Raw genomic sequence first — 21677 nt, forward strand, 5'->3', positions numbered from 1 at the left:
GGCGACGCCCCCGCCACGGCCGCGTCCGCTACGACGGGGCCAGTTGTCCCTGTGCCGTGCGCAGCGCGTCTTCCAGCAGGCCGGCGCCCTCCTCCGCCTCGGCGACGGTCAGCGTCATCGGGGGTGCGAGGCGCAGCGAGGCGCCGCCCTGGCCGCCCTTGCCGATCAGCAGGCCGCGCTCGCGGGCGGCCTCCAGGACCAGCGAGGCGGCCTCCGGCGCGGGCTCGTCGGTGCCGGGGCGGACCAGTTCGACGCCGATCATCAGGCCGCGGCCGCGGACTTCCCGTACGAGGTCGAGGCCGGCCGTGACCGCCCGCAGCCGCTCGATGAGCAGGCCGCCGACCCGCCGGGCGTTGCCCTGGAGGTCGTGTTCCAGGAGGTAGCCGAGGTTGGCCAGGCCCGCGGCCATGGTGACCGGGCTGCCGCCGAAGGTGGAGATGGAGTTCGCGGAGAGCGAGTTCATCACCTCGGCGCGGGCCACCACCCCGCCGATGGACATGCCGTTGCCGATGCCCTTGGCGAAGGTCAGCAGGTCGGGCGGGCCGTTGCCGTCGTGCGCCTGCCAGCCCCAGAAGTGGTCGCCGGTGCGGCCCCAGCCGGTCTGCACCTCGTCGCTGATCCAGAGGATGCCGTGCCGGGCGAGCACCTCGCGGAACGCGGCGTACAGGCCGTCCGGCGGCATCGTGAACCCGCCGACGCCCTGGACCGGTTCGGCGATCAACGCGGCGACCCCGCCCGCGGTCTGCTGGAGCATGTCCTCCAGGTCGGCGACGCAGGCCGCGGTGTAGGCGCGGTCGTCGAGGTCCGCGTACGGGCCGCGGCTGCGCACCCCGCCGTGCACGTACAGGGTCTGGAGGGGCGAGAGGCTGGTGGGTGACCAGCTCTGGTTGCCGGTGATGCCGACGGTGGAGAAGGACCGGCCGTGGTAGCTGTTGCGCATCGCCAGGACCTGGTTGGAGCGGCGGTGCGTGGTGGCCAGCAGGAGGGCCGCGTCGTTGGCCTCCGTGCCGGAGGTGGTGAAGAAGACCCGGGCGTCGGGGATGCCGGAGAGCGCCGCGATCCGCTCCGCCAGCTCGACCATGGGGCGCGAGAGGTAGAGCGTCGAGGTGTGGATGATCCGGCCGGCCTGTTCGGCGACGGCCTTGGTCACCTCGGGCAGGGCGTGCGCCGTCATGGTGGTGAGGATGCCGCCGAAGAAGTCGAGGTAGCGGTTGCCCTCGGTGTCCCAGACGTGGCGGCCCTCGCCGTGGGTGAGTTCGAGCGGCCGCTCGTAGTAGAGGCTCAGCCAGGAGGGGAGGACCGAACGGTGACGGGCGTGCAGGCTCGGGGGTTCGTGGCTCATGGCTGCACCAGCCCGTCGTAGGCGTCGGGGCGGCGGTCGCGGTAGAAGGCCCACTGCTGGCGGACCTCGTCGATCAGTGCGAAGTCGAGGTCGCGGATGACCAGTTCCTCCTTGGAGTCGCTGGCGACGTCACCGACGAACTGGCCGCGGGGGTCGACGAAGTAGCTGGTGCCGTAGAAGTCGTTGTCGCCGTACTCCTCGACGCCGACCCGGTTGATCGCCGCGATGAAGTACTCGTTGGCGACGGCGGCGGCGGGCTGTTCCAGCTGCCAGAGGTAGGCGGACAGGCCGCGGGAGGTGGCGGAGGGGTTGTAGACGAGCTGGGCGCCGTTGAGGCCCAACTGCCGCCATCCCTCGGGGAAGTGGCGGTCGTAGCAGATGTAGACGCCGACCTTGCCGACGGCGGTGTCGAAGACCGGCCAGCCGGCGTTCCCCGGCTTGAAGTAGTACTTCTCCCAGAAGCCCTTGACCTGCGGGATGTGGTGCTTGCGGTAGGTGCCCAGGACCGTGCCGTCGGCGTCGATGACGGCCGCGGTGTTGTAGTAGAAGCCGGACTGCTCGACCTCGAAGACGGGGACGACGATGACCATGCCGGTCTCGCGGGCCAGGGCCTGCATCCGCCGGACGGTCGGGCCGTCGGGCACCGGCTCGGCCCAGCGGTAGTGCTCGGGCTCCTGGACCTGGCAGAAGTACGGGGCGTTGAAGACTTCCTGGAAGCCGATCACCTTCGCACCCTGCGCGGCCGCCGCTCTGGCGTACTCCTCATGCTTCGCGATCATCGATTCGGTGTCGCCGGTCCAGGTCGCCTGGACCAGTGCGGCACGCACAACATCGGCCATGAGCTGCTCCTTTGTCGATGCGTCAGCCTGCAGCCCGCGCGGGGATCTACGCGTGTGGAGGTGACCGTAAGCCCCGTCACGGACCGTGGCAAGACCATCTCCCCCGTGGCGCGTCCGTCGGCGCACCGGAAAATCAACAGGCAAACTTGGAAGTTTACCTGTTGATCTCGTACGCTGGACATATGCCGGAAAACGATGTGGAACGCCTGGCGGGAGACCTCGGAGCGGCCGTGGTGCAGCTCATGCGGCATCTGCGCGCCGCCTCACCCCAGGGAGAGCTCACCCCGAGCCAGCGCGCGGTGCTCTCCCGGATCGACACCGGCGGACCGGCCACCACCGCGGCGCTGGCCCGCGCCGAACTGGTCCGCCCGCAGTCCATGCGGCAGACCGTCGCGGCCCTGGAGGAGCGCGGCATCCTCGCCCGCAGTCCGCACCCGACCGACGGCCGGCAGGTGGTCTTCTCCCTCACCGACGAGGGCCACCGGGTGCTCGGTGCCGTACGGCAGGCCAAGCACAACTGGCTGGCGGTGGCGCTCGCCGACCGGCTGACCCCGGAGGAGCGGCAGACCCTGGAGACGGCGGCCGGGCTGATACGGCGGCTGATGCCGGAATGAGGGAGACCGCCGCCGCGGAAGGGGCCGCGGCCCGCACGGGGGAAGCGCCGGCCGGCTCCGGTGAGCCCGCCGGCGGCCCCGGCCGTGCCTTCGGCGCCCGGCTGATGACCCCGCTGCTGCTCGGCTCGCTGCTGAACCCCCTCAACTCGACGATGATCGCCACGGCCCTGGTGGCCATCGGCCGGGACTTCCACGTCGGCCCGGCCGGCACCGCCTGGCTCGTCTCCGCGATGTATCTGTCCAGCGCGGTCGGCCAGCCCTCACTGGGGCGGCTCGCCGACCGGGCCGGCCCCCGCCGGGTGTTCGCCGCCGGTGCGCTGACCGTCTGCGCGGCGGGCCTCATCGGGGCGCTCGCGACCGGCTTCCCGCTGCTGATCGTCTCCCGGGTCGTGCTCGGGATCGGCACCGCGGCCGCCTACCCGGCGGCGATGGCGCTGCTGCGCGCCGAGTCGCGGCGGCTGGGCGAGCCCACCCCGCGGTACGTCCTCGGGCGGCTCTCGCTCGCCGCACTGGGCAGTGCGGCGCTCGGTCCCGCTCTCGGCGGGCTGCTCGCCGCGACCGCGGGCTGGCGCGCGGTGTTCGCCGTCAACATCCCGCTCGCGCTGCTCGCCCTGCTCGGCGCGCTCGCCTGGCTCCCCGCGGACCGGAAGGACACCGGCGGCGGACGGACCGAGGGCGCTCGCGCGCGTTCGTTCGACCTGCTGGGCATGGTGCTGTTCGCCGCAGTGCTGACCTGCGCGATGGTCTTCCTGATGGACCTCCGGGACCCGCGGTGGCCACTGCCGGTGGCGGCCCTCGGTCTGGCGGGCGTCCTGGTGTGGTGGCAGCTGCGCCGTCCGGAGCCGTTCCTCGATCTGCGGATGCTCGCCCGTAACGGCCCGCTGGTCCGCACCTACCTCCGGCACGGGCTGGCCTACCTGGTCCTCTACTGCGTGCTCTACGGCTTCAGCCAGTGGCTGGAGCAGGCGCACGGCTTCTCCTCGTTCCAGGCCGGTCTGGTCATGCTGCCGATGTCCGGCGCGGCGGCGTGCTGCGCGATCTGGGGCGCCCGCACCAAGGGCATCCGCGCCCCGCTGGCCGTCGCCGCCGGCTGCCTCGCGCTCGGCAGCGCGGCCCTCCTGCTGGTGCAGGGCGGCAGTCCGCTGGTCGCGCTGCTGTGCGCCGGGGTGCTCTTCGGCATCCCGCAGGGGCTGGCCGCCACCGGCAATCAGGCCGCGGTCTACGCCCAGGCACCGGCCGACGGGGTGGGCGCGGCCGCCGGGCTCCAGCGCACCGCCCAGTACCTCGGCGCGATCACCGCGGCCGGTCTCATCGGGCTGCTGTACGGGGCGCGCGCCTCGGACCCCGGCCTGCACGGCATCGCGCTGACCGGCGTCGTCCTCGGCGTACTGCTGCTCCTGGTGACCCTCACCGACCGCAGCCTGCGGACCGGCATCTCCCGGACCGGCGGCTGAAGCCTGGACCGGCAGCTGCGCCGCCGCGGGGTGACCCAGCTCGTGCTGGGCGGCATCGCCACCAGCATCGGGGTCGAGTCCACCGCCCGTGCCGCGTACGAGTACGGCTACCACGTCACCCTCGCCACCGACGCGATGACCGACCTGGACGCCGGGGCGCACCGCAACAGCCTGGAGAGGATCTTCCCGCGGCTGGGCGAGACCGGGAGCACCGAGGAGATCCTCGCGCTCCTGGGCTGAGGCGGCGGGCGGTCCCGCCGGGGGGTCAGGACCGGACGCCGTCGTACCGCGCCGGGTGGCCGGGCGGCCGCCGCTCGTGCCAGCGCAGATCGTCCTGCAGCTGGGCGGCCAGCGAGATCAGCCGCGGCTCGCCGTGGGCCGGTCCGAGCAGCTGGGCGCCCAGCGGCAGGCCGTCCGTGCTGAACCCGGCGGGCACACTCACCCCCGGCCAGCCGAGGACGTTCCACGGCCAGGCGTACGGGCAGGCCGCGATCATGGCCTGATCCGTACGCCAGCCGCTGAGCTTGGCGAGGGTGCCGATGCGCGGCGGCGGGGTGGCCGTGGTCGGCGTCAGCAGCACGTCGTAGGGGCCGAACAGGGCGCCGATCCGCCGCTGTTGGCGCCGTTCGGCGGCGCGTGCCCGGCGCAGCACGGGCCCGCCGAGCAGCCGCCCCATCCGGGCCGCCTCCCGGGTACGGCGGTCCAGCAGCGAGCGGTCGGGGACCCGGTCGGCCCACTCCCCGACCCCGGCGGTGGCCCGCGGCACGAAGGCCAGCCCGACCAGCCCGTAGTCCGGCTCCGCCTCCTCGACGAAGTGCCCGAGCCGGACCAACGTGCGGGCCAGGCCGGTCACCGCCTCCCGGACGTCGGGGTGCAGCGGCTTGGGCGTGAAGGTGAAGGCCGCCTTCCAGGACAGCGCGATACGCAGCCGCCCGGGGTCGCGCCGGGCGGCCTCGCGGGCCGCGATGGCGGGCGGCCGGTGCAGGTCGCCGTCGTGGTTGCCGCTGGCCACGTCCAGCAGCAGCGCCGCGTCCTCGACCGAACGGGCCAGCGGTCCGATGCCGGTGATCCCCTGGAAGGCCTCGGGGTCCGGCCAGGTGGAGATGCGGCCGCGCTGGGGTTTGATGCCGACGAGATGGGACCAGGCGGCGGGGATACGGACCGAGCCGGCGCCGTCGGTGCCGAGGGCGGCGGGGACCAGCCCGGCCGCGACCGCGGCGGCCGACCCGCCGGAGGAGCCGCCCGGGGTGTGGGCGAGGTTCCACGGGTTGCAGGTGTTGCCGAAGGCCGGGCCCTCGGTGAACGGCCACTGGCCCAGCTCACAGGCGTTGGTCTTGCCGACGATGACGGCACCGGCCGCGCGCAGCCGCCGGACGACCTCGGCGTCGCGCTCCTTGGGCGGGAACTGCCCGGCGCAGCCGAACGCGGTCGGCTCGCCCGCCACATCGGTGTCGTCCTTGACCGCGACCGGCACCCCGAGCAGCGGCAGCCGCTCCCCGGCCGCCAGTCTGCGGTCGGCCTCCGCGGCCTCCGCCATCGCCGCCTCGGCCCGTACCCGCCGGAAGGCGTTGACGGTGCCCTGGGTGGCCTCGATGCGTTCCAGCGACCGCCGGACCAGCGCGGTCGAGGTCACCCGGCCCTCGGCGAGCGCCCGCGCCTGCTCGGCCAGGCCCTCCAACTCGCCCGCCGTGGCACCGATGTGCCGGGCCGGGACCTGCCCGGCCTCGCTGTCCTGGCTCTCGTCAACGCTCACGCTGCGTTCCCTCCCTGGGACCGCTCATTCGAACGAACGGTCCCAGGAGGCTAATCGCCACCGCCACGGCCATCAACGACGCCGCGCGGGATGCCACATCGACGACACACGGACGGCACACAGCGGTCCGGCCATGTCGGCGAGGTGACATCGGGCTCCCGTGCCGCGGGCGTTAGGACCGGTGCACGACCCGCGCCGCGCCGCCGCCGCGCCGTACCTTTTCGGCCGCGGCCAGCCAGCGGCCGTCCGGCAGCCGCTGGATGCCGGTCGCCGCGCCGATCTCCGGGTTCTCCTTGAAGGCGTGTCCGAGCGCTTCGAGTTGCCGGCGGACCGGGCTGTTCCACAGGCCGGGTTCCAGCTCGGTGCGGGCCGCGTTGCGCTGGCTGGCACGCGGTGCGGCGATGGCGTCGACCAGCGGCATTCCGCGGTCGAGGTGGTTGACCAGGGTCTGCAGCACGGTGGTGATGATGGTCGCGCCGCCGGGCGAGCCGAGCGCCACCGCCGGCCGGCCGTGCCGCAGCACCAGCGTCGGCGACATCGACGAGCGCGGCCGCTTGCCGGGGCCCGGCAGGTTCGGGTCGTGCACGGCGGGGTCGGCCGGCGCGAAGGAGAAGTCGGTCAGCTCGTTGTTGAGCAGGAAGCCACGGTGCGGGACGACGATGCCGCTGCCGCCGGTCTGCTCGATGGTCAGGGTGTAGGCGACGACGTTGCCCCACTTGTCGGCGACGGTCAGATGGGTGGTGTTCTCTCCCTCGTACGTCGTCGGCGCGGCCCGGCCGGCCGTGGCGCACGGCTTCGGGTGCCGTGGGTCGCCGGGCGCGAGCGGGCTGGTCAGCGCCTTGTCGTCGTGGATGAGGCAGCCGCGGGCGTCGGCGAACCGCTGGGAGGTCAGGCCCTTGGTGGGGACGTCCTCCTGCGCCGGGTCGCCGACCCAGCGGCCGCGGTCGGCGAAGGCGATCCGGGACGCTTCGAGGTAGCGGTGGAGGTACTGCCGCCCGGTCAGCCGGGACAGGTCGCTCCGCTCCAGGATGTTGAGCGCCTCGGCGACGGAGGTGCCGCCGGAGGAGGACGGCGCCATGCCGTAGACGTCGAGGCCGCGGTAGCGGGTGTGGGTGGGGGCCTGGCTCAGGACGCGGTAGGCGCGCAGGTCGCCGGCGGTCAGGTCGCCGGGCCGCACGGTGCGCGGGGAGCCGGCGCGCACCGGCGGTGTGCGGACGGTGCGGACGATGTCCCGGGCCAGCGCGCCGTGGTAGAGCGCGCCGGCGCCCTTCTTCGCCAACTCCCCGTACGTACGGGCCAGATCGGGGTTCCGCATCGTGGAGCCGACCACCGGCAGCTCGCCGCCGGGCAGGTAGAGGCGGGCGGTCGCCGGGAAGTCGCGGAAGCGGGCCTCGTTGTCGGCGGTCTGCCGGCGGAAGGTCTCGTCGACCGTGAAGCCGTCCGCGGCCAGCCGCTGCGCGGGGCGCAGCACCTCGCCCAGGGACCGGCTGCCCCACTTGCGCAGTGCGGTGTCCCAGGTGGCGGCGGTGCCCGGGGTGCCGACGCCGAGCCCGCTGGTGACGGCTTCGTCGAACGGGACGGGCGTGCCGTGCTCCAGGAAGAGGTCCTTGCCGGCGGAGCGCGGGGCGGCCTCCCGGCCGTCGAGGGTGCGTACGGCCCTGGACCGGGCGTCGTAGGAGACGAGGTATCCGCCGCCGCCGATGCCCGCGGAGTAGGGCTCGGTGACGCCGAGGGCGGCGGCGGTGGCGACCGCGGCGTCGACGGCGTTGCCGCCCTTCCTGAGCACCTCGATACCGGCGGCCGAGGCGTACGGGTCGACGCTCGCGACGGCGCCGCCGGAGCCGACGGCGACCGGGGTCTTCTCCGGAGCCGCGGTGGCGGCGAGGTCCCGGTGGGCGGGGCCGGGCCGGGCGGGCGCGGCGGAACCGGCGGCGGCCGGGACCGCCATCAGGGAGCCGGCCAGCGCGGCGGCCGCTCCCAGAACGGTGAGGCGTCGGACTCTGGTCATACCGGGGTTTCCTCCCAGAGGCTGCACGGGGCGGCAGGGGCCCGGAGCCTACTCGCGGCAACAGCCCGCCGACAGAGGGCATTTCGGGCCCGGCGGCCCCGGTGGCGGCGGGGATCAGCCGCCCCTTTTCCGCCCGGATCAGGTATGCCCGTACGGACCGGGACAAGCCGTCCCAGCCGCCCGCCCCGCCCTCGAACACCCCGCCGGAATGCCGCTACGCTCCCCGGCCATGGACGACACCCTGCTGCTCCTGACCGTGGCGGCCGCGGCCCTGATCGTGGGCCTGGTGGCCGGCTGGGCCGGATACTCCGCGGTGGCCCGCCGGAAGCCGGCCCGCGAACAAGGCTTCTTCGGGCTGCCGGACGGTTCGGAGTGCGTGCTGGTCACCCACCGCGACAGCTCCTCGGCCCACTGGAGCATCCCGCGCCATGACGCGCTGGCGCTGCTGGGGCTGGCCGCGGTGATCGAGAACTGTGGTGCGCACCCCGAGGTCGCCCCGCACGACACCGGCCTCCAGGGCTTCGGGGCGCGTACCGAGTTCTGTGTCGGCGACCCGACCGCGCACCGCCGGCTGGCGGCCCACCTGGCCAATCTGCTGCCGGGCGTGACCGTGCACCCCGGGGACGAGTCGGGCACGGGCCGGGGCACCTTCACCATCGGCGGCACGGAGTACCGGATGGAGCCCGGCGCCGTCGAGTACGTCCTGCTGGCCCGGCTGACCGCCGGCGAGGGCGACCGGCCGGTGTTCCTGGCGGCCGGCCAGCGCCCGGTCACCCACCGGGCCGCGGTCCGCCATCTCGTCCGCAACCGGGCGCGGCTGGCCCGTAAGCACGGCAGCGACGGCCAGTTCTGTCTGCTGCTGAAGGTGGTCAACTCGCAGGCGTACGGGCCCGATGTCGTCGAGCTGGTCGGGGATGTCACCAAGGCCGCGCTGGCGGCCCCGGAGCCGAAGGGGCACCGGGCGGCGGCCTGAGCCGGGAGCGCGGCGGCGGCCGCCCTCCTACGCCTACCCCTCCCCCTCCCCCGGCGCCGTGCCGGAGGGAAGCCGGTAGGGCACATTGACCACCGTCACACCCGGGGTGAACAGCAGCCGGGCCTTCAGCCGCAGGGCGCTCTGGTTGTGCAGCGGCTGCTCCCACCAGTGCCCGACGATGTACTCGGGGATCACGACCGTGACGGCGCCGCCCGGGTAGCGCGCACAGACGTCCAGGATGTGGTCGATCACCGGCCGGGTGAAGTCCCGGTAGGGCGAGCTGAGCACCTGCAGCGCCACGTCGATGTCATGGGCGTCCCACTCCTCGCGCAGCTCGCGTACGTCGCCGGGGTCGACGGCGACGGTCAGCGCCTCCAGCGTGGTGGGGCGCATCGCGCGGGCATAGCCGAGGGCCTTGAGAGTGGGCGCGTGCAGGGAGTTCACCAGCACCCGCACATGGTTCCCGGCCGGCTCCCAGGGCCGGGCGCCGGGGGCGACGGCCAACTCGCGGTCGAGGCGCCGGTAGTGCTGGTGGATCGCGCGCATTCCCAGGAAGAGCAGCGGCATGGCGATCACCACGATCCAGGCACCGTGCAGGAATTTGGTGATCAGGACGATGACCAGGACCACCCCGGTGAGTACCGCGCCGACCGCGTTGATCGCCTGGGAGCGCCGGTGCCGGGTCCGCTCGCGTGACGGCAGCCCCGGCTCGGCGAGGACGGTCCGCCAGTGCCGGACCATGCCCGTCTGGGAGAGCGTGAAGGAGACGAAGACGCCGATGATGTAGAGCTGGATGAGGCGGGTGAGTTCCGCGTCGAAGAGGACGATCAGCCCGATCGCGGCCAGCGCGAGCAGGATGATCCCGTTCGAGAACACCAGCCGGTCCCCGCGGTTGTGCAGCTGCCGGGGCACGAACCCGTCCTCGGCGAGGATCGACGCCAGCATCGGGAAGCCGTTGAAGGCGGTGTTGGCGGCGAGGATCAGCACCCCGGCGGTGAACGCCTGGAGCAGGTAGAAGAGCGTGTCGAGGTCGCCGAAGGCGGCGCGGGCGATCTGGGCGAGCGCGGTGGAGGTCGGGGTGTCCGGCGGCAGCCCCAGCTCGGTGGGCTGCACCGCGACATGCACGTCGGAGAGCATGGCCAGGACGGTGATCCCGCCGAACATGGTGACCGAGAAGAACCCCATGACCAGCAGCGTGGTGGCGGCGTTGCGGCTCTTCGGCCGGCGGAAGGCGGGCACTCCGTTGCTGATCGCCTCGACGCCGGTCAGCGCGGTGCAGCCGGACGCGAAGGCGCGCATGCCCAGCAGGACCAGGGCCACGCCGGTGTAGTGCGAGACGGCGTGCAGCGGCAGGTCGGCGGACTCGGCGCGGATGCTCGCGCCGGTGGCCAGCCGTACGGCCGCGACCGCGAACATCAGGTAGACGAAGAAGACGAAGCCGTAGGTGGGCACGGCGAAGACCCGGCCGGATTCCCGGACCCCGCGCAGGTTCATCAGGGCCAGCAGTGCCACGAACCCGACGGACAGCGCCACGTCGTGGCCGCCGAGGGACGGAATCGCGGAGGTGATCGCGGCGACGCCGGACACCACGGACACCGCGACGGTCAGCACGTAGTCGACCAGCAGCGCGCTGGCCGCGGTGAGTGCCGCGTTCCGCCCGAGGTTCTGCGCGCTGACGCGGTACGCCCCGCCGCCGGGATAGGCGTAACAGGTCTGCCGGTAGGACGCCACGACCACGACCAGCACCAGCACGATGGCGGCCGCCGCGTACCAGGTCAGATGGAGCAGGGCGATCCCGCCGAGGCCGACGACCAGCAGGATCTCCTCGGTGGCGTAGGCGACGGAGGAGAGCGGGTCGCTGCAGAAGATCGGTAGCGCCAGTCGCTTCGGCAGCAGCGTCTCACCGAGGCGGGCACTGTCCAGCGGACGACCCACCATCATCCGCTTCGGCCTGAAGAATTGGCTCATAGCCGGACAAGCTATGGGCCGCCCGGTGGAGCGGGACGGAGGCTCGCGGGCCCGTGCCGCATCGCGGGCGGTGCCCCGGCGGCCCCTCCGGCGGCGGCCGGCGAGCGGCCCGCCGGTGCGAGCCGATCGGGTACGGAACCCGCCCGCCCCGGTGTCGCTGCCGCTCCCCCAGCGGGCCGCGTGAGAGCACGTGAGGGGTGGACCCCGATCAGCACACCCGTACCCGGCGGATGTTCCTGCACGCCGCGGTCGTGCTCGGGACGCTCTCCGCCGCCCGGGTCCTGTTCCCGTCCGGCGAGGGCACTCCGGAGACCGGCCCGCCGCCGGCCCCGACGCCGGCGAAGCCCTCCGGTGCCGACGGCGGGCCGCTGATGACCGCCGAGCGGCCCGGCCCGGGGAGCGCCCCGGGGCCGTTCCGGCTGCGCCCGATGGCCGGTGAGACCTCCCGCTCCGGGCCGGGCGCCTCACCCCCGCACCCCGATGTCGCCTTCCATCTGTCCACCGACCGCCGGGAGGTCTTCCTCACCTTCGACGACGGGCCGCACCCCGCCCACACGCCCGACATCTTGCGGATTCTGCGCCGCCACGACACCCGCGCCACGTTCTTCGTCATCGGCGAGAACGCCGTCGAGTTCCCCGGCCTGCTGCACGCCCTCGCCGACGACGGCCATGCCGTCGCCAATCACACCTGGAGCCATCCGCAGCTGACCACGCTGCCGCCGGGCGCCGTGCACAGCGAACTCGGCCGCACCAGCGCGCTGATCGAGGATGTCCTCGGCACCGCTCCCGACCTGGCCCGCGCCCCGTACGGCGACTGGGACGACCCCTCGCTGAGCATCTGCAACGCCCTGGGCATGTCCCCCGTCGGCTGGGCGGTCGACTCGCAGGACTGGACCGCTCCGGGGGCCGAGACCATCGCCTACACGGTGCTGGACGCGCTGCATCCCGGGGCGATCGTGCTGTCGCACGACGGGGGCGGTGAGCGCAGCCAGACCGTGGAGGCGCTGGACTGGTATCTGCCGCGGCTGCTGGACGAGGGCTATCGCCCGGTCCGTATCGTGCCCTGACCTGCGGCCCGCGGGCTCCCTGGGCCGGCCGCGGGTGAGAGCGGTCACCCCGTGCGGCGGAAACCGACTCAATGGTTTATCGTTCAATTTGGAAGCGGGTGCCGACCCGACGGCGCCGCACGGCCCGCCACCGCGAAGCCGGCCCAGCGCCGCCCGGCGGCAGGCCCGGAGGCCGCCGCCGTCGCCACCCGCGCCCCCGAGACCGCCCCGGCCGAATTCCCCCGTTCGGCCGGGGCTTCCCCGTTCCTCAGCGCAGGTACGACGCGCCGTTGACGTCCAGCACCGTCCCGGAGGTCCACTGCGCCTCGGGCGAGGCGAGGTAGTGGACGGCGGAGGCGACATCGGCGGGCGCGGCGACCCGGCCGAACGGGCTCTGCTGCCGCACGTCCTCGGTGAGCCGGTCCGCGACCCGCTCGGTCTCCACGAAGCCCGGAGCCACCGAGGCCACCCCGATGCCGTACGGCGCCAGGTGGACCGCCAGCGACTGGCCCATCGCGTGCAGCGCCGCCTTGGACGCGCCGTACGCCGGGTGGTCCGGTTCGCCGCGGAAGGCGCCGCGCGACCCGATGTTGACGATCCGGCCCGCCACCTCCCGCTCGATCATGTTCCGCGCCGCGCCGTAGCTGACATGCGCAGCGCCCAGCAGGTTCACGTCCACGACCTGCCGCCAGGCGTCCCGCCAGTCCTCGAACGAGGTGCGGTCCAGGGGGTGGGCCACGTTCGCGGCCGCGTTGTTGACGAGCACATCGACGCCGCCCAGCCCGGCCACCGCCGCCTCGACCAGCGCCGCCGCGCCGTCGGGCGTCCGCAGGTCGCCCTGCACCAGCACATGCCCGCTCCCCGCCAGCCCCGCGAACGCCTCCTCCGCGGCCGCCCGCCGCGACGCGTAGTGCAGCGCGACCCGGTCCCCGTGCGCGGCGAAGACCTCGGCCACCGCCCGCCCGATGCCCCGCGACGCCCCGGTCACCAGCACCGCCCGGCTCATCGGCCCCCCTCCGCCCCGGCCCGCGGACGGCGGCGGCAGCCGGCCCGCCCGGGGGGCCTGTCGAGTGCGGTGAGCGCCCAGGAATGGTTCATCAACGGATCGGTCCTCATCTCGTGCGCCGGCACAAACGGTCGTGAGGCATCGTAAGGAGGCATGAGGCGAAGCGGGAACGGCCAGGCGACGGCGGCGAAGGCACCTGCCGCATCCACCACACCACCGCCGTCACCCGCTACAGCCGGCTCCCTCCACCGGTGCCGTCACCGGCCGGCCGGTCACCGGCAACACGATCCGCTCATGACCGCGCCGCGAAGAGCTGCCTCAGGCGGGCCTGGATCAGCGGCAGGCCGACCGTGGGCACGTCATAGTGGCCGGCGCCCTCGAATACGGCGAGGTTGATGTCGTTGGCGTTGGCCAGCATCTTGTTGACGACGTGATACGTGACAGAACTCGGGCTGGTGATGTCATCGGCCCCGTAGAGCCAGAGGACCGACCCCGGCAGCGTCGAGTTCTCAAGCCTTCCCTGGTTCCGTTCGAAGAACCGCCGATTCTCCGGCAGCGAGTTCGGAGCGTTTCCGCGGATGCCCGGGTAGGTATCCAAGCGGTGGGAGGGCGAGGAATTCAGGTAGTTTTTGATGTCACGCTTGACCATGGCGTTCAGATCGTCCAGGCACGTCCGCCAGTTCCGCTGATAGAAATTCAGCATATTCTGGCCGTAGATTTTCTCGGGCGCGACTCGATAGCCCGCATAGCGTTGGGTTCTCGTGAAATAGATGGTCTCCGCGTTGGCGAAGACCAGCTGGTCGATCTGATGGTCCGTGGGCGTGGTCCCGGGTTGGGAGGCCTGGGCGATGTCCCGCCACAGGAGCTTGTTCATGGCGGGTACGTCCGGGACCGGAGCGAGGGAAATCGTCCCCCGATAATCCAGGGCAGGCTCCGCCTTCTCGGACAACCGGGAGTAGTACGCGGCGGCGAGCGCGGCAAATCCCCCTTCGGACCAGCCGGCCGGAACCCATTCCCCGGAGGCCCTTCCGCCGAGATACCGCTTCGCGGCGACGGCGGCGAAGTTCATGGACTTGCCCTGGCTCGAAAGATGGTAATAGCCGTGCCCGGCCGTGACGCCGGCTGCCGCCGGCCCCAGACCCTCATAGTCCGGCGCCACGACAGCGATGCCCATCTTCAGGACGGCCGCCAGCAACGCCGCGTTCGGCTGGTCCGCCCATTTTTTGTGTTCCTGGAGCTGGACGCTCGGTGCGCACTCCGGGGCCCATCCGACGGTCCCATGCCCCCAGACGAAAAGTGGCCAGCCGCCGGCCGGAGGAGATTTCCGGGGAGTGAACAGCATGGCGGTCGCCTTGATCTGATGCCCCTGCATGCCCGGCATGCGGTAGACGATCAGTTTCCCGTCGGCCAGGGTGGACAGTTCGCGGGGCACGTTGCGCAGCGGTGTGGGAGTGCCCACCACGTCGCCGTTGCCCGCGTTCTCCCCGGAACCGTCGGAGTCTCCCGGGGAGGTGAACCCGCACCCGGTGAGGGCCGTCGCCAGCAGCAGAGCGGCTACCGGTTTGCCCGACCGCTTGATGCGTCCCACAAGACCGCCTGCCCGCCGGCCTCCTTCCTCGGGAGGGCGGCGGCGGACGCCTGGCCGGAGCGGAAGGGCGCGCACGGCGGCTTCGCTCCTTGCTGATGACCGCACCTGTGCCTTCTTCCTGTCGTCGCCCTCCCGGCCGCCGGCCAGAAGTGCTCGATGCCGGGAGCCGTGCCCTGTGACGTTAGGCGCCGCGGTGCCTACGCGCCTGCTCAAGCGCCGGTCTGATGGGCCGTTGGGCCGGCATGAGCACAGAGGCAGCCGTCATCAGGGCGCTACCGGAAAGCCGCTGGGGCGAGTGGTGGCTCCGTGTGCCGTCCCGAAGAACCCGCGCCGCTTTGCGAGGGCCGGGTGAACGGTCCACCGGACGGCGTCTCCAGCGGGCGGCGGCCGACCGCAGCGCTTAGCGTCGCCGGCAAGCGCAGGTCTCCCGCGCTTTGATCTTGCTGACGGATGTTCCCGGGCGGCTCAGGAATGTGACACATCGCGACGGAGAAACGATGGCAGAGGAAAAGCCCTGGGCTCGCCGGGCCAGGCGGATGAGCCGCGCTCCAGGGGCCTGCGCACTGGCCGCGGGGATCGCCTTCGCGAGCGGTGTGGTTCCCGCCGAGGCGAGTTCGCCGCCAGGGCCCCGCTTGTGTGCGACCGAGCCGGCACCTCCGACGGGGAGCCCTCCTGCGCCGGAGCTGATCACGTCGGGCAGCGGCGTGTGGAGCTTCGTCTCCGCGCCGAAGCTCCGTCCCATGCGGGTCAGCGTGACCGCGCAGCGCCCGGGAACGGCAGCCGGGAGCATCTTCACCGGCCCGTACACCATCAGCAGCCCGATGATCGGCCAGACCGGAGCGCTGATTTCCGACAACTCCGGTGAGCCGGTCTGGTTCCGGCCGCTGCCCTCGACGAGCCTGCAGAACGCCGACTTCAAGGTTCAGACCTATCACCACCCCCGGAAGGGGACTGCGGAGCCCGTGCTGACCTGGTGGCAGGGGTCCATCGCGATCCCGCCCGCCTACACCAACCTGCCGGGCGGCGCCCCCGAACCAGGCGGGTGTTACTACGTCTACGACAGCCACTACCGCCTGGTCAGAACGGTTTTCGCCCGTCACGGCTTCCATCCGGACGAGCACGAATTCCTCCTGACCCGCAGAGGAACCGCGCTGTTCATCGCGAGCAAGCCGGTCCCCATGGACCTCCGCCCTTACGGCGGTCCCGAGGGCGGGGCCATCCTGGACAGCGAAGTCCAGGAGGTCGACCTCGCCACCGGGGAACTCGTCTTCTCATGGGACATCCTCGATCACGTCGATCCGGCCGAATCCGAGGTGCCCGCCTCCGATGCGTCGTCATCCGGAGGAGTGTGGGACGCCTACCACATGAACTCGATCGACGAAGGACCCGACGGTGAACTGCTGATCTCAGCACGCAACATGTGGGCGGCCTACGACATCTCCCGGAGGACCGGCCGCATCCGCTGGCAACTCGGCGGAAAACGGAGCGACTTCACCTTCGGCCCGAACGCTGACTTCTTCTGGCAACACGACGTCAGGTTCCGGCCGGAAAGCCGGATCAGCATGTTCGACGACGGCTGCTGCAGTCAGCCGGACGGCACACCCGAGCAGCAGTCACACGGCCTGATCCTCAACCTTGACTTCGCGCGCCGCCGGGCGACCGTCCACAAGACCTACTACCACGCACCGCCTTTGTACTCCGCCTCCCAAGGGAACACCCAAGCCCTCCCCAACGGGAACCAGTTCATCGGGTGGGGCCAGAATTCCTACTACTCGGAGTACGCGTATCCGGGGAATTCCCAGAACAACGGCTCGCAGAGCCTGCTCTACGACGCGAAGATGCCGGGTTCCAACATCTCGTACCGTGCCTTCCGCGACCGATGGGTCGGCCGGCCGTACTACCCTCCGAGTGCGGCGGCACGAGCCGGGGGCGGACGCCACGTCGTCTACGCCTCGTGGAACGGCTCCACCGAGACCAGAAGGTGGCAACTGCTCGCCGGCCCCCGTCCCCACTCCCTGCGGGTCGTCCGCGGGCGCGTCCCCCGCACCGGATTCGAGACGGCGCTCGCGACAGCGGACCGGGGCCCGTACTTCCAGGTCAGAGCGCTTGACGCGCATGGGCGGGTACTCGGTACCTCGAAAATTGTGACGCCGGCCGGATAACGGCGGGCACCGCACCACGGGAGCGAGTCGTCCGTACGAAGTCCGGACAGCAGCCGCGCACCCGTTCGGCCGACACCCGGATACCCCGTGGACGTGCCGCAGCGGCCGGACCGCCGTTGAATGCTGAGTGTCCGTATGTGCCAGCAGCGCCGGCCCGCATCGGGAGCACCTATGTCGTCGCCGAGGAATCCGAGCGGGCCGGCCGCGTCCGGTGAGCGGGGGCTGCTGCGGCGGATCGGTGAGTGGTGTGCCCGGCACTTCGTCGTCGTCCTCGTCCTGTGGCTGGCCGCCCTGGCGGGGCTGCAGGTGCTGCAACGCGCGTACGGCGGGGACTACTCCGACGACTTCGCACTGCCCGGTGTCCAGTCGACGCAGGGCCGCGAGGTGCTCCAGGAGCACGACCCGAAGGCGGGGGGCTACAGCAGCCAGGTCGTGCTGCACGACGAGAAACCGCTGACGGGCTTCCGCGACGACATCGACGGTGCCGTCACCGCGCTCGGCAAGCTGCCGGACGTGCTGTCCGCACAGAACCCGCTGCCGGCGCCCGGCGCCCCGCCTCCCGCGCGGCCGCCCGGGACACCGGACGTCGGGCCGCTGTCCACCGACGGCCGCACCGCGTACATCACCGTGCGCTTCAGCGTGCAGCCGTCCACGCTGAAGCCGGACTACCTGGACGGGGTCGACGCGGCGGTGCGGCCGCTGCGCTCCGCTGGCGTGGAGGTGGAGTACGGCGGGTCGCTGGGTGAGCTGGCCCGGCCCGAACCCAACGACCGGACCAGCGAGGCGATCGGCTTCGGGGTGGCGATCCTGGTGCTGCTGGTGGGCTTCGGGAGTGTCCTGGCGGCCGGTATCCCGCTGCTGACCGCGCTGATCGGCGCGCTCTGCGGACTGGCCTGCCTGGGGCTGCTCGCCGCCGTCTTCGTCTTCGCCACCGTCTCCCCCACCCTGGCCACGATGATCGGCCTCGGCGTCGGGATCGACTACGCGCTCTTCCTGCTCACCCGGCACCGGCAGAACCTCATGGACGGCGCGGACCCGGTGACCGGGGCGGGCCGGGCCGTGGCGACCAGCGGCCGGGCGGTGCTGGTGTCCGGCTGCACGGTCATCATCGCGCTGATGGGACTGTGGGTCTCGGGCGTCTCCTTCATCGGCAAACTGGGGGTGGCGGCCGCCGTCACCGTGGTCTCGGCGGTGCTCGGCGCGCTCACCCTCGTACCGGCGCTGCTCGGGCTGACCGGCCGCCGGATCGACCGGCTCCGGGTGCGCCGCCCGATCGCCGAGACGGACGCCGAACCGGGCGGGGAGGCGCACGGCACCTGGCACCGCTACGCCCAGCGGGTGGAGCGCCGCCCGTGGTGGTACCTGGCGGGCGGGGTGTTCGTGGTGGTCGTGCTGGCCCTTCCGGTCTTCTGGATTCAGCTGGGGCACATCGGCGACGGCGCGGACCCGAAGTCGTTCACCGACCGGCGCGCCTTCGACCTGATGTCCTCGGCGTTCGGCCCCGGTTCCAACGGGCCGCTGACCCTCGTCATCGACCAGTCCGCGGTCCCGCAGGCGGACCGCCCGATGCTGGCGACACAGGCACAGCAGACCCTCACCGACGTGCCGGGCGCCGCCTTCGTCACGCCGCTGAAGGCCACCCCGGACGGCGCGGTGCTGACCGGGACCGCCTACTCCACCCAGGCCCCGCAGAACGCGGACACCACGGACCTGGTCAACCGCCTCAAGCACGATCTGCTGCCGGAGGCCGTCAAGGGGACCGACGCGCACGGCTATGTGACCGGCACGACCGCCGGCCAGGTGGACTTCCTGGACATCGTCGCCAGCCGGCTGCCGCTGATCATCGCCGTGGTCGTCGCGCTCGCCTTCGTCATCATTCTGGCCGTCTTCCGCGGGGTGCTGGTCGCGGTGAAGGCGGCGGTGCTCAACGTCCTGTCGATCGCCGCCTCGTACGGGGTGGTGGTGGCGGTCTTCCAGTGGGGCTGGGGCGGCCCCGCGCTCGGGGTCTCGGGCACGGTGCCGATCGAGAGCTACGTCCCGATGATGATGTTCGCGATCGTCTTCGGGCTGAGCATGGACTACGAGATCTTCCTGCTGTCGCGGGTGCACGAGGCATGGCTGCGCACCGGCGACGCGAAGGCGAGCGTGGCGCACGCCCTGGAGATCACCGCCCGGGTGATCACCTGTGCCGCACTGATCATGGTGAGTGTGTTCGCCGCGTTCATCATCAGCGACAACATCGTGGTGAAGATGCTGGGCCTGGGCCTGGCGGTGAGCGTGCTGATCGACGCCACCGTGGTCAGACTGCTGCTGGTGCCCGCGGTGATGACGCTGCTGGGCCCGGCGGCCTGGTGGACGCCCCGGTGGCTGGACCGCGTCCTGCCGCATGTCCGTACGGAGGGCGAGGAGCAGCTGCCCGCGGAGGGACCGCCGCGCGGGGACGTGCCGCGGAGCGGGGCCCGGCCGGGCGGCGGCGCCTGAGGGTCCCGGCCGGCCCGGCCGCCGCCGGCCGCCGTCCGATCTGCGCACACCCCCGTCTCGCCCGATCATCGAACCATGGCCCCGTCCGCCGAGCGTGGCTCGGCCCCGTACCCGGTGATCCGGCCGATGCTGGCCACGATCGGCCCGCTGCCCGCCGCGCACGAGGAGGCGGCCTGGGCGTTCGAGGCCAAATGGGACGGGGCGCGCTGCATCGTCAACACCCCCGGCGACGGCACCGTCCGGCTGGTCACCCGCGCGGGCAACGAGGCGACCGGCAGCTACCCGGAGCTGGCGCCGCTGGGTGAGCAGCTGCGGGGGCGGGCCGCGGTGCTCGACGGTGAGGTGGTGGTGCTGGACGCGCGCGGACGGCCGGACTTCGGGCTGCTGCAGCGCCGGATGGGCGTGGTGAACCCGCGCCGCACGGCCCGGCTGGCCATGGAGCACCCCGTCCACCTCGTCCTCTTCGACCTGATGTATCTGGACGGCTCGCTGCTCGGGTCGCCGTACTACGAGCGCCGGTCCCTGCTGTCCGGGCTGCGGCTGCGCGGCCCGAACTGGTCGGCGCCGGAGTATCTGGCCGGCCAGGGACAGCAGGCGTGGGAGGCCTCGCTGCAGGCGGGGCTGGAGGGGGTGGTGGCCAAGCGGCTGTCCTCGGCCTATCTGCCGGGGGTGCGGTCGCCCGAGTGGCGCAAGACCAAGCATGTGCTGACCCTCGACGTGGTCATCGGGGGCTGGACGGAGGGCCACGGCGGGCTGACCGGGCTGCCGGGCGCCGTGCTGGCGGGGGTGGCCGAGCCCGCGGGGCTGCGGTATGTCGGCTCGGTCGGCTCGGGGCTGTCCGACCGCGAGCGCCAGGAGCTGGCGCGGTACCTGGACGTGATCCCGCTCGACCGGTCCCCGTTCCTCAACCCGGTGGAGCTGGCGGGGGTGCACTGGGCCGAGCCCCGGCTCGTCGCCGAGGTCACGCACACCGGCTGGACCTCGGCCGGCCGGCTGCGGCATCCGATCTGGCACCGGCTGCGGCCCGACCTCACCCGCCTCGGCTGAGCCGGCCGCCCGGCTCGCCCGGGCCGCGGCGGTGCGCCGGGCGGCTGACACGAGGGAGTACCCGCCCCCGGCCGGGAAGGCTCGCCCTGAGGACCGGAGCAACCGCAGACGGAAGGAGTCGGTGATGCCCCAGCCCGACGCCGGCAACAACGGCGGCACCACGGACGGCGCGGCGGACGGTGCCGCACTCGCCGCCACGGACGGCAATGCCGCGTACGGCAGAAAGCCCTTCAAGCGCTCCAGGAGCCACTTCGCCGACCGTGTCACGGCGGACGGGCGCGACGGCTGGCCGGTCGAGGCGGGCCGCTACCGGCTGGTGGCCAGCCGCGCCTGCCCCTGGGCGAGCCGCGCCGTCATCTCCCGGCGGCTGCTCGGCCTGGAGGACGCGGTCTCGCTCGCCGTCACCGACCCCCTCCAGGACGACCGCAGCTGGCGCTTCACCCTGGACCCGGACGGCCGCGACCCCGTCCTCGGCATCCGTTTCCTCAGCGAGGCCTACGACGCCCGGGAGAAGGGCTACCCCGGCGGGGTCAGCGTGCCCGCCCTCGTCGACGTGCCCAGCGGGCAGCTGGTCACCAACGACTTCCAGCAGCTCACCCTGGACTTCGCGACGGAGTGGACGGCGCTGCACCGGCCCGGCGCACCCGACCTGTATCCGGAGCCGCTGCGCGAGGAGATCGACATCGTTATGGCGGGCGTCTACCGGGATGTCAACAACGGCGTCTACCGGGCGGGTTTCGCCACCGGGCAGAGCGAGTACGACGCCGCCTTCCGCGATCTGTTCCGGCGTCTGGACCTGCTGTCCGAGCGCCTGCACGACCGCCGCTACCTCGTCGGCGACACCCTCACCGAGGCGGACATCCGGCTGTTCACCACCCTGGTCCGCTTCGACTGCGTCTACCACGGGCACTTCAAGTGCAACCGGTTCAAGCTGGCCGAGGACCCGGTGCTGTGGGCCTACGCCAAGGACCTCTTCCAGACGCCCGGCTTCGGCGACACCGTCGACTTCCACCACATCAAGCAGCACTACTACCAGGTGCACACCGGCATCAACCCGACCGGCATCGTCCCGGGCGGACCGGACCTCTCCGGCTGGCTGACGCCGCACCACCGCGAGGAGTTGGGCGGCCGGCCGTTCGGTGACGGCACCCCGCCGGGCCCGGTGCCGCCGGCCGAGGAGGTGCCGCCCAGCGGGCGCCCCGAGCATCTGCTGACCGGGGCCTGACCCGCCTCCGCGCCCGCCCCCGGCCGCCGGGAACCGGCCCCGGCCGCCGGGCCGTGAGACCCTGAGAGCAGACAGCACGGACACACCAGCGGTGCACCGGAGCCTCCCGCGCAGGCGCCGAGCACCCGGGCCCCGGTTCGCCGCCGCACTCCACCCGCCCACGCGCCACGC

General features: G+C 72.7%; 15 protein-coding genes and 1 pseudogene. 9 read left to right on the forward strand and 7 right to left on the reverse strand.

Annotated features, from left to right (window positions below):
• Positions 1–28 precede the first annotated feature (28 nt).
• Both ACGFN2_RS22170 and ACGFN2_RS22175 read right to left on the reverse strand, forming a co-directional pair.
• Complete coding sequence (locus ACGFN2_RS22170; RefSeq protein WP_393362971.1) at positions 29–1342, reverse strand: aspartate aminotransferase family protein; 1314 nt, start codon at positions 1340–1342, stop codon at positions 29–31.
• Positions 1339–2181 carry a nitrilase-related carbon-nitrogen hydrolase gene (locus ACGFN2_RS22175; RefSeq protein ID WP_362601351.1) on the reverse strand — a complete coding sequence of 281 codons (843 nt, stop codon included), beginning with the start codon at positions 2179–2181 and terminating at the stop codon, positions 1339–1341. The genes ACGFN2_RS22170 and ACGFN2_RS22175 overlap by 4 nt, the downstream gene beginning before the upstream one ends.
• A gap of 182 nt (positions 2182–2363) precedes the next feature.
• On the opposite strand from ACGFN2_RS22175, the gene ACGFN2_RS22180 reads away from it, so the two are divergent.
• The 3 genes and pseudogenes from ACGFN2_RS22180 to ACGFN2_RS22190 form a co-directional block, all read left to right on the forward strand.
• The gene (locus tag ACGFN2_RS22180; RefSeq protein ID WP_362601354.1) at positions 2364–2795 is read left to right on the forward strand and encodes a MarR family transcriptional regulator; all 432 of its coding nucleotides are present in this window, start codon (positions 2364–2366) and stop codon (positions 2793–2795) included.
• Complete coding sequence (locus ACGFN2_RS22185) at positions 2792–4249, forward strand: MFS transporter (protein ID WP_362601356.1); 1458 nt, start codon at positions 2792–2794, stop codon at positions 4247–4249. The genes ACGFN2_RS22180 and ACGFN2_RS22185 overlap by 4 nt, the downstream gene beginning before the upstream one ends.
• Before the next feature lie 3 nt (positions 4250–4252).
• Positions 4253–4489, forward strand: a pseudogene (locus ACGFN2_RS22190) (isochorismatase family protein); the annotation flags it as partial.
• A gap of 25 nt (positions 4490–4514) precedes the next feature.
• Here ACGFN2_RS22190 and ACGFN2_RS22195 read toward each other — a convergent pair.
• Positions 4515–6002: an amidase gene (locus ACGFN2_RS22195; protein WP_362601359.1), complete on the reverse strand. Its 1488-nt coding sequence runs from the start codon at positions 6000–6002 to the stop codon at positions 4515–4517.
• A gap of 172 nt (positions 6003–6174) precedes the next feature.
• Positions 6175–8010: a gamma-glutamyltransferase gene (ggt, locus tag ACGFN2_RS22200; RefSeq protein WP_362601362.1), complete on the reverse strand. Its 1836-nt coding sequence runs from the start codon at positions 8008–8010 to the stop codon at positions 6175–6177.
• Between the two features lie 229 nt (positions 8011–8239).
• Between ggt and ACGFN2_RS22205 the strand changes: the two genes are divergently transcribed.
• Positions 8240–8983, forward strand: a complete 744-nt coding sequence (locus ACGFN2_RS22205; protein WP_393362976.1) for a hypothetical protein — start codon at positions 8240–8242, stop codon at positions 8981–8983.
• Positions 8984–9016: 33 nt separating this feature from the next.
• On the opposite strand, the gene ACGFN2_RS22210 is transcribed toward ACGFN2_RS22205, so the two are convergent.
• Entirely contained in the window at positions 9017–10951 is a 1935-nt protein-coding gene (locus tag ACGFN2_RS22210) for an APC family permease (RefSeq protein WP_393362979.1), read from the reverse strand.
• Between the two features lie 197 nt (positions 10952–11148).
• Between ACGFN2_RS22210 and ACGFN2_RS22215 the strand changes: the two genes are divergently transcribed.
• Positions 11149–12018, forward strand: a complete 870-nt coding sequence (locus tag ACGFN2_RS22215; RefSeq protein WP_393362982.1) for a polysaccharide deacetylase family protein — start codon at positions 11149–11151, stop codon at positions 12016–12018.
• Positions 12019–12265: 247 nt separating this feature from the next.
• Here the strand turns inward: ACGFN2_RS22215 and ACGFN2_RS22220 are convergent, their stop codons facing one another.
• Entirely contained in the window at positions 12266–13003 is a 738-nt protein-coding gene (locus ACGFN2_RS22220; RefSeq protein ID WP_362601373.1) for an SDR family oxidoreductase, read from the reverse strand.
• 292 nt (positions 13004–13295) lie between these two features.
• Positions 13296–14591 carry an alpha/beta hydrolase family protein gene (locus ACGFN2_RS22225; RefSeq protein WP_393362986.1) on the reverse strand — a complete coding sequence of 432 codons (1296 nt, stop codon included), beginning with the start codon at positions 14589–14591 and terminating at the stop codon, positions 13296–13298.
• Between the two features lie 740 nt (positions 14592–15331).
• On the opposite strand from ACGFN2_RS22225, the gene ACGFN2_RS22230 reads away from it, so the two are divergent.
• From ACGFN2_RS22230 to ACGFN2_RS22245, 4 genes are all read left to right on the forward strand, one after another.
• Entirely contained in the window at positions 15332–16753 is a 1422-nt protein-coding gene (locus ACGFN2_RS22230) for an arylsulfotransferase family protein (protein ID WP_393362989.1), read from the forward strand.
• A gap of 171 nt (positions 16754–16924) precedes the next feature.
• On the forward strand, positions 16925–19234 hold the full coding sequence (locus tag ACGFN2_RS22235; RefSeq protein WP_393362992.1) for an MMPL family transporter: 2310 nt from the start codon (positions 16925–16927) through the stop codon (positions 19232–19234).
• Between the two features lie 75 nt (positions 19235–19309).
• Positions 19310–20281: a non-homologous end-joining DNA ligase gene (ligD, locus tag ACGFN2_RS22240; protein WP_362601385.1), complete on the forward strand. Its 972-nt coding sequence runs from the start codon at positions 19310–19312 to the stop codon at positions 20279–20281.
• Between the two features lie 124 nt (positions 20282–20405).
• Positions 20406–21506: a glutathione S-transferase family protein gene (locus ACGFN2_RS22245; RefSeq protein ID WP_393362995.1), complete on the forward strand. Its 1101-nt coding sequence runs from the start codon at positions 20406–20408 to the stop codon at positions 21504–21506.
• Positions 21507–21677: the final 171 nt, after the last annotated feature.

The organism is Streptomyces sp. NPDC048612 (assembly GCF_043199295.1).
Lineage (GTDB): Bacteria > Actinomycetota > Actinomycetes > Streptomycetales > Streptomycetaceae > Streptomyces.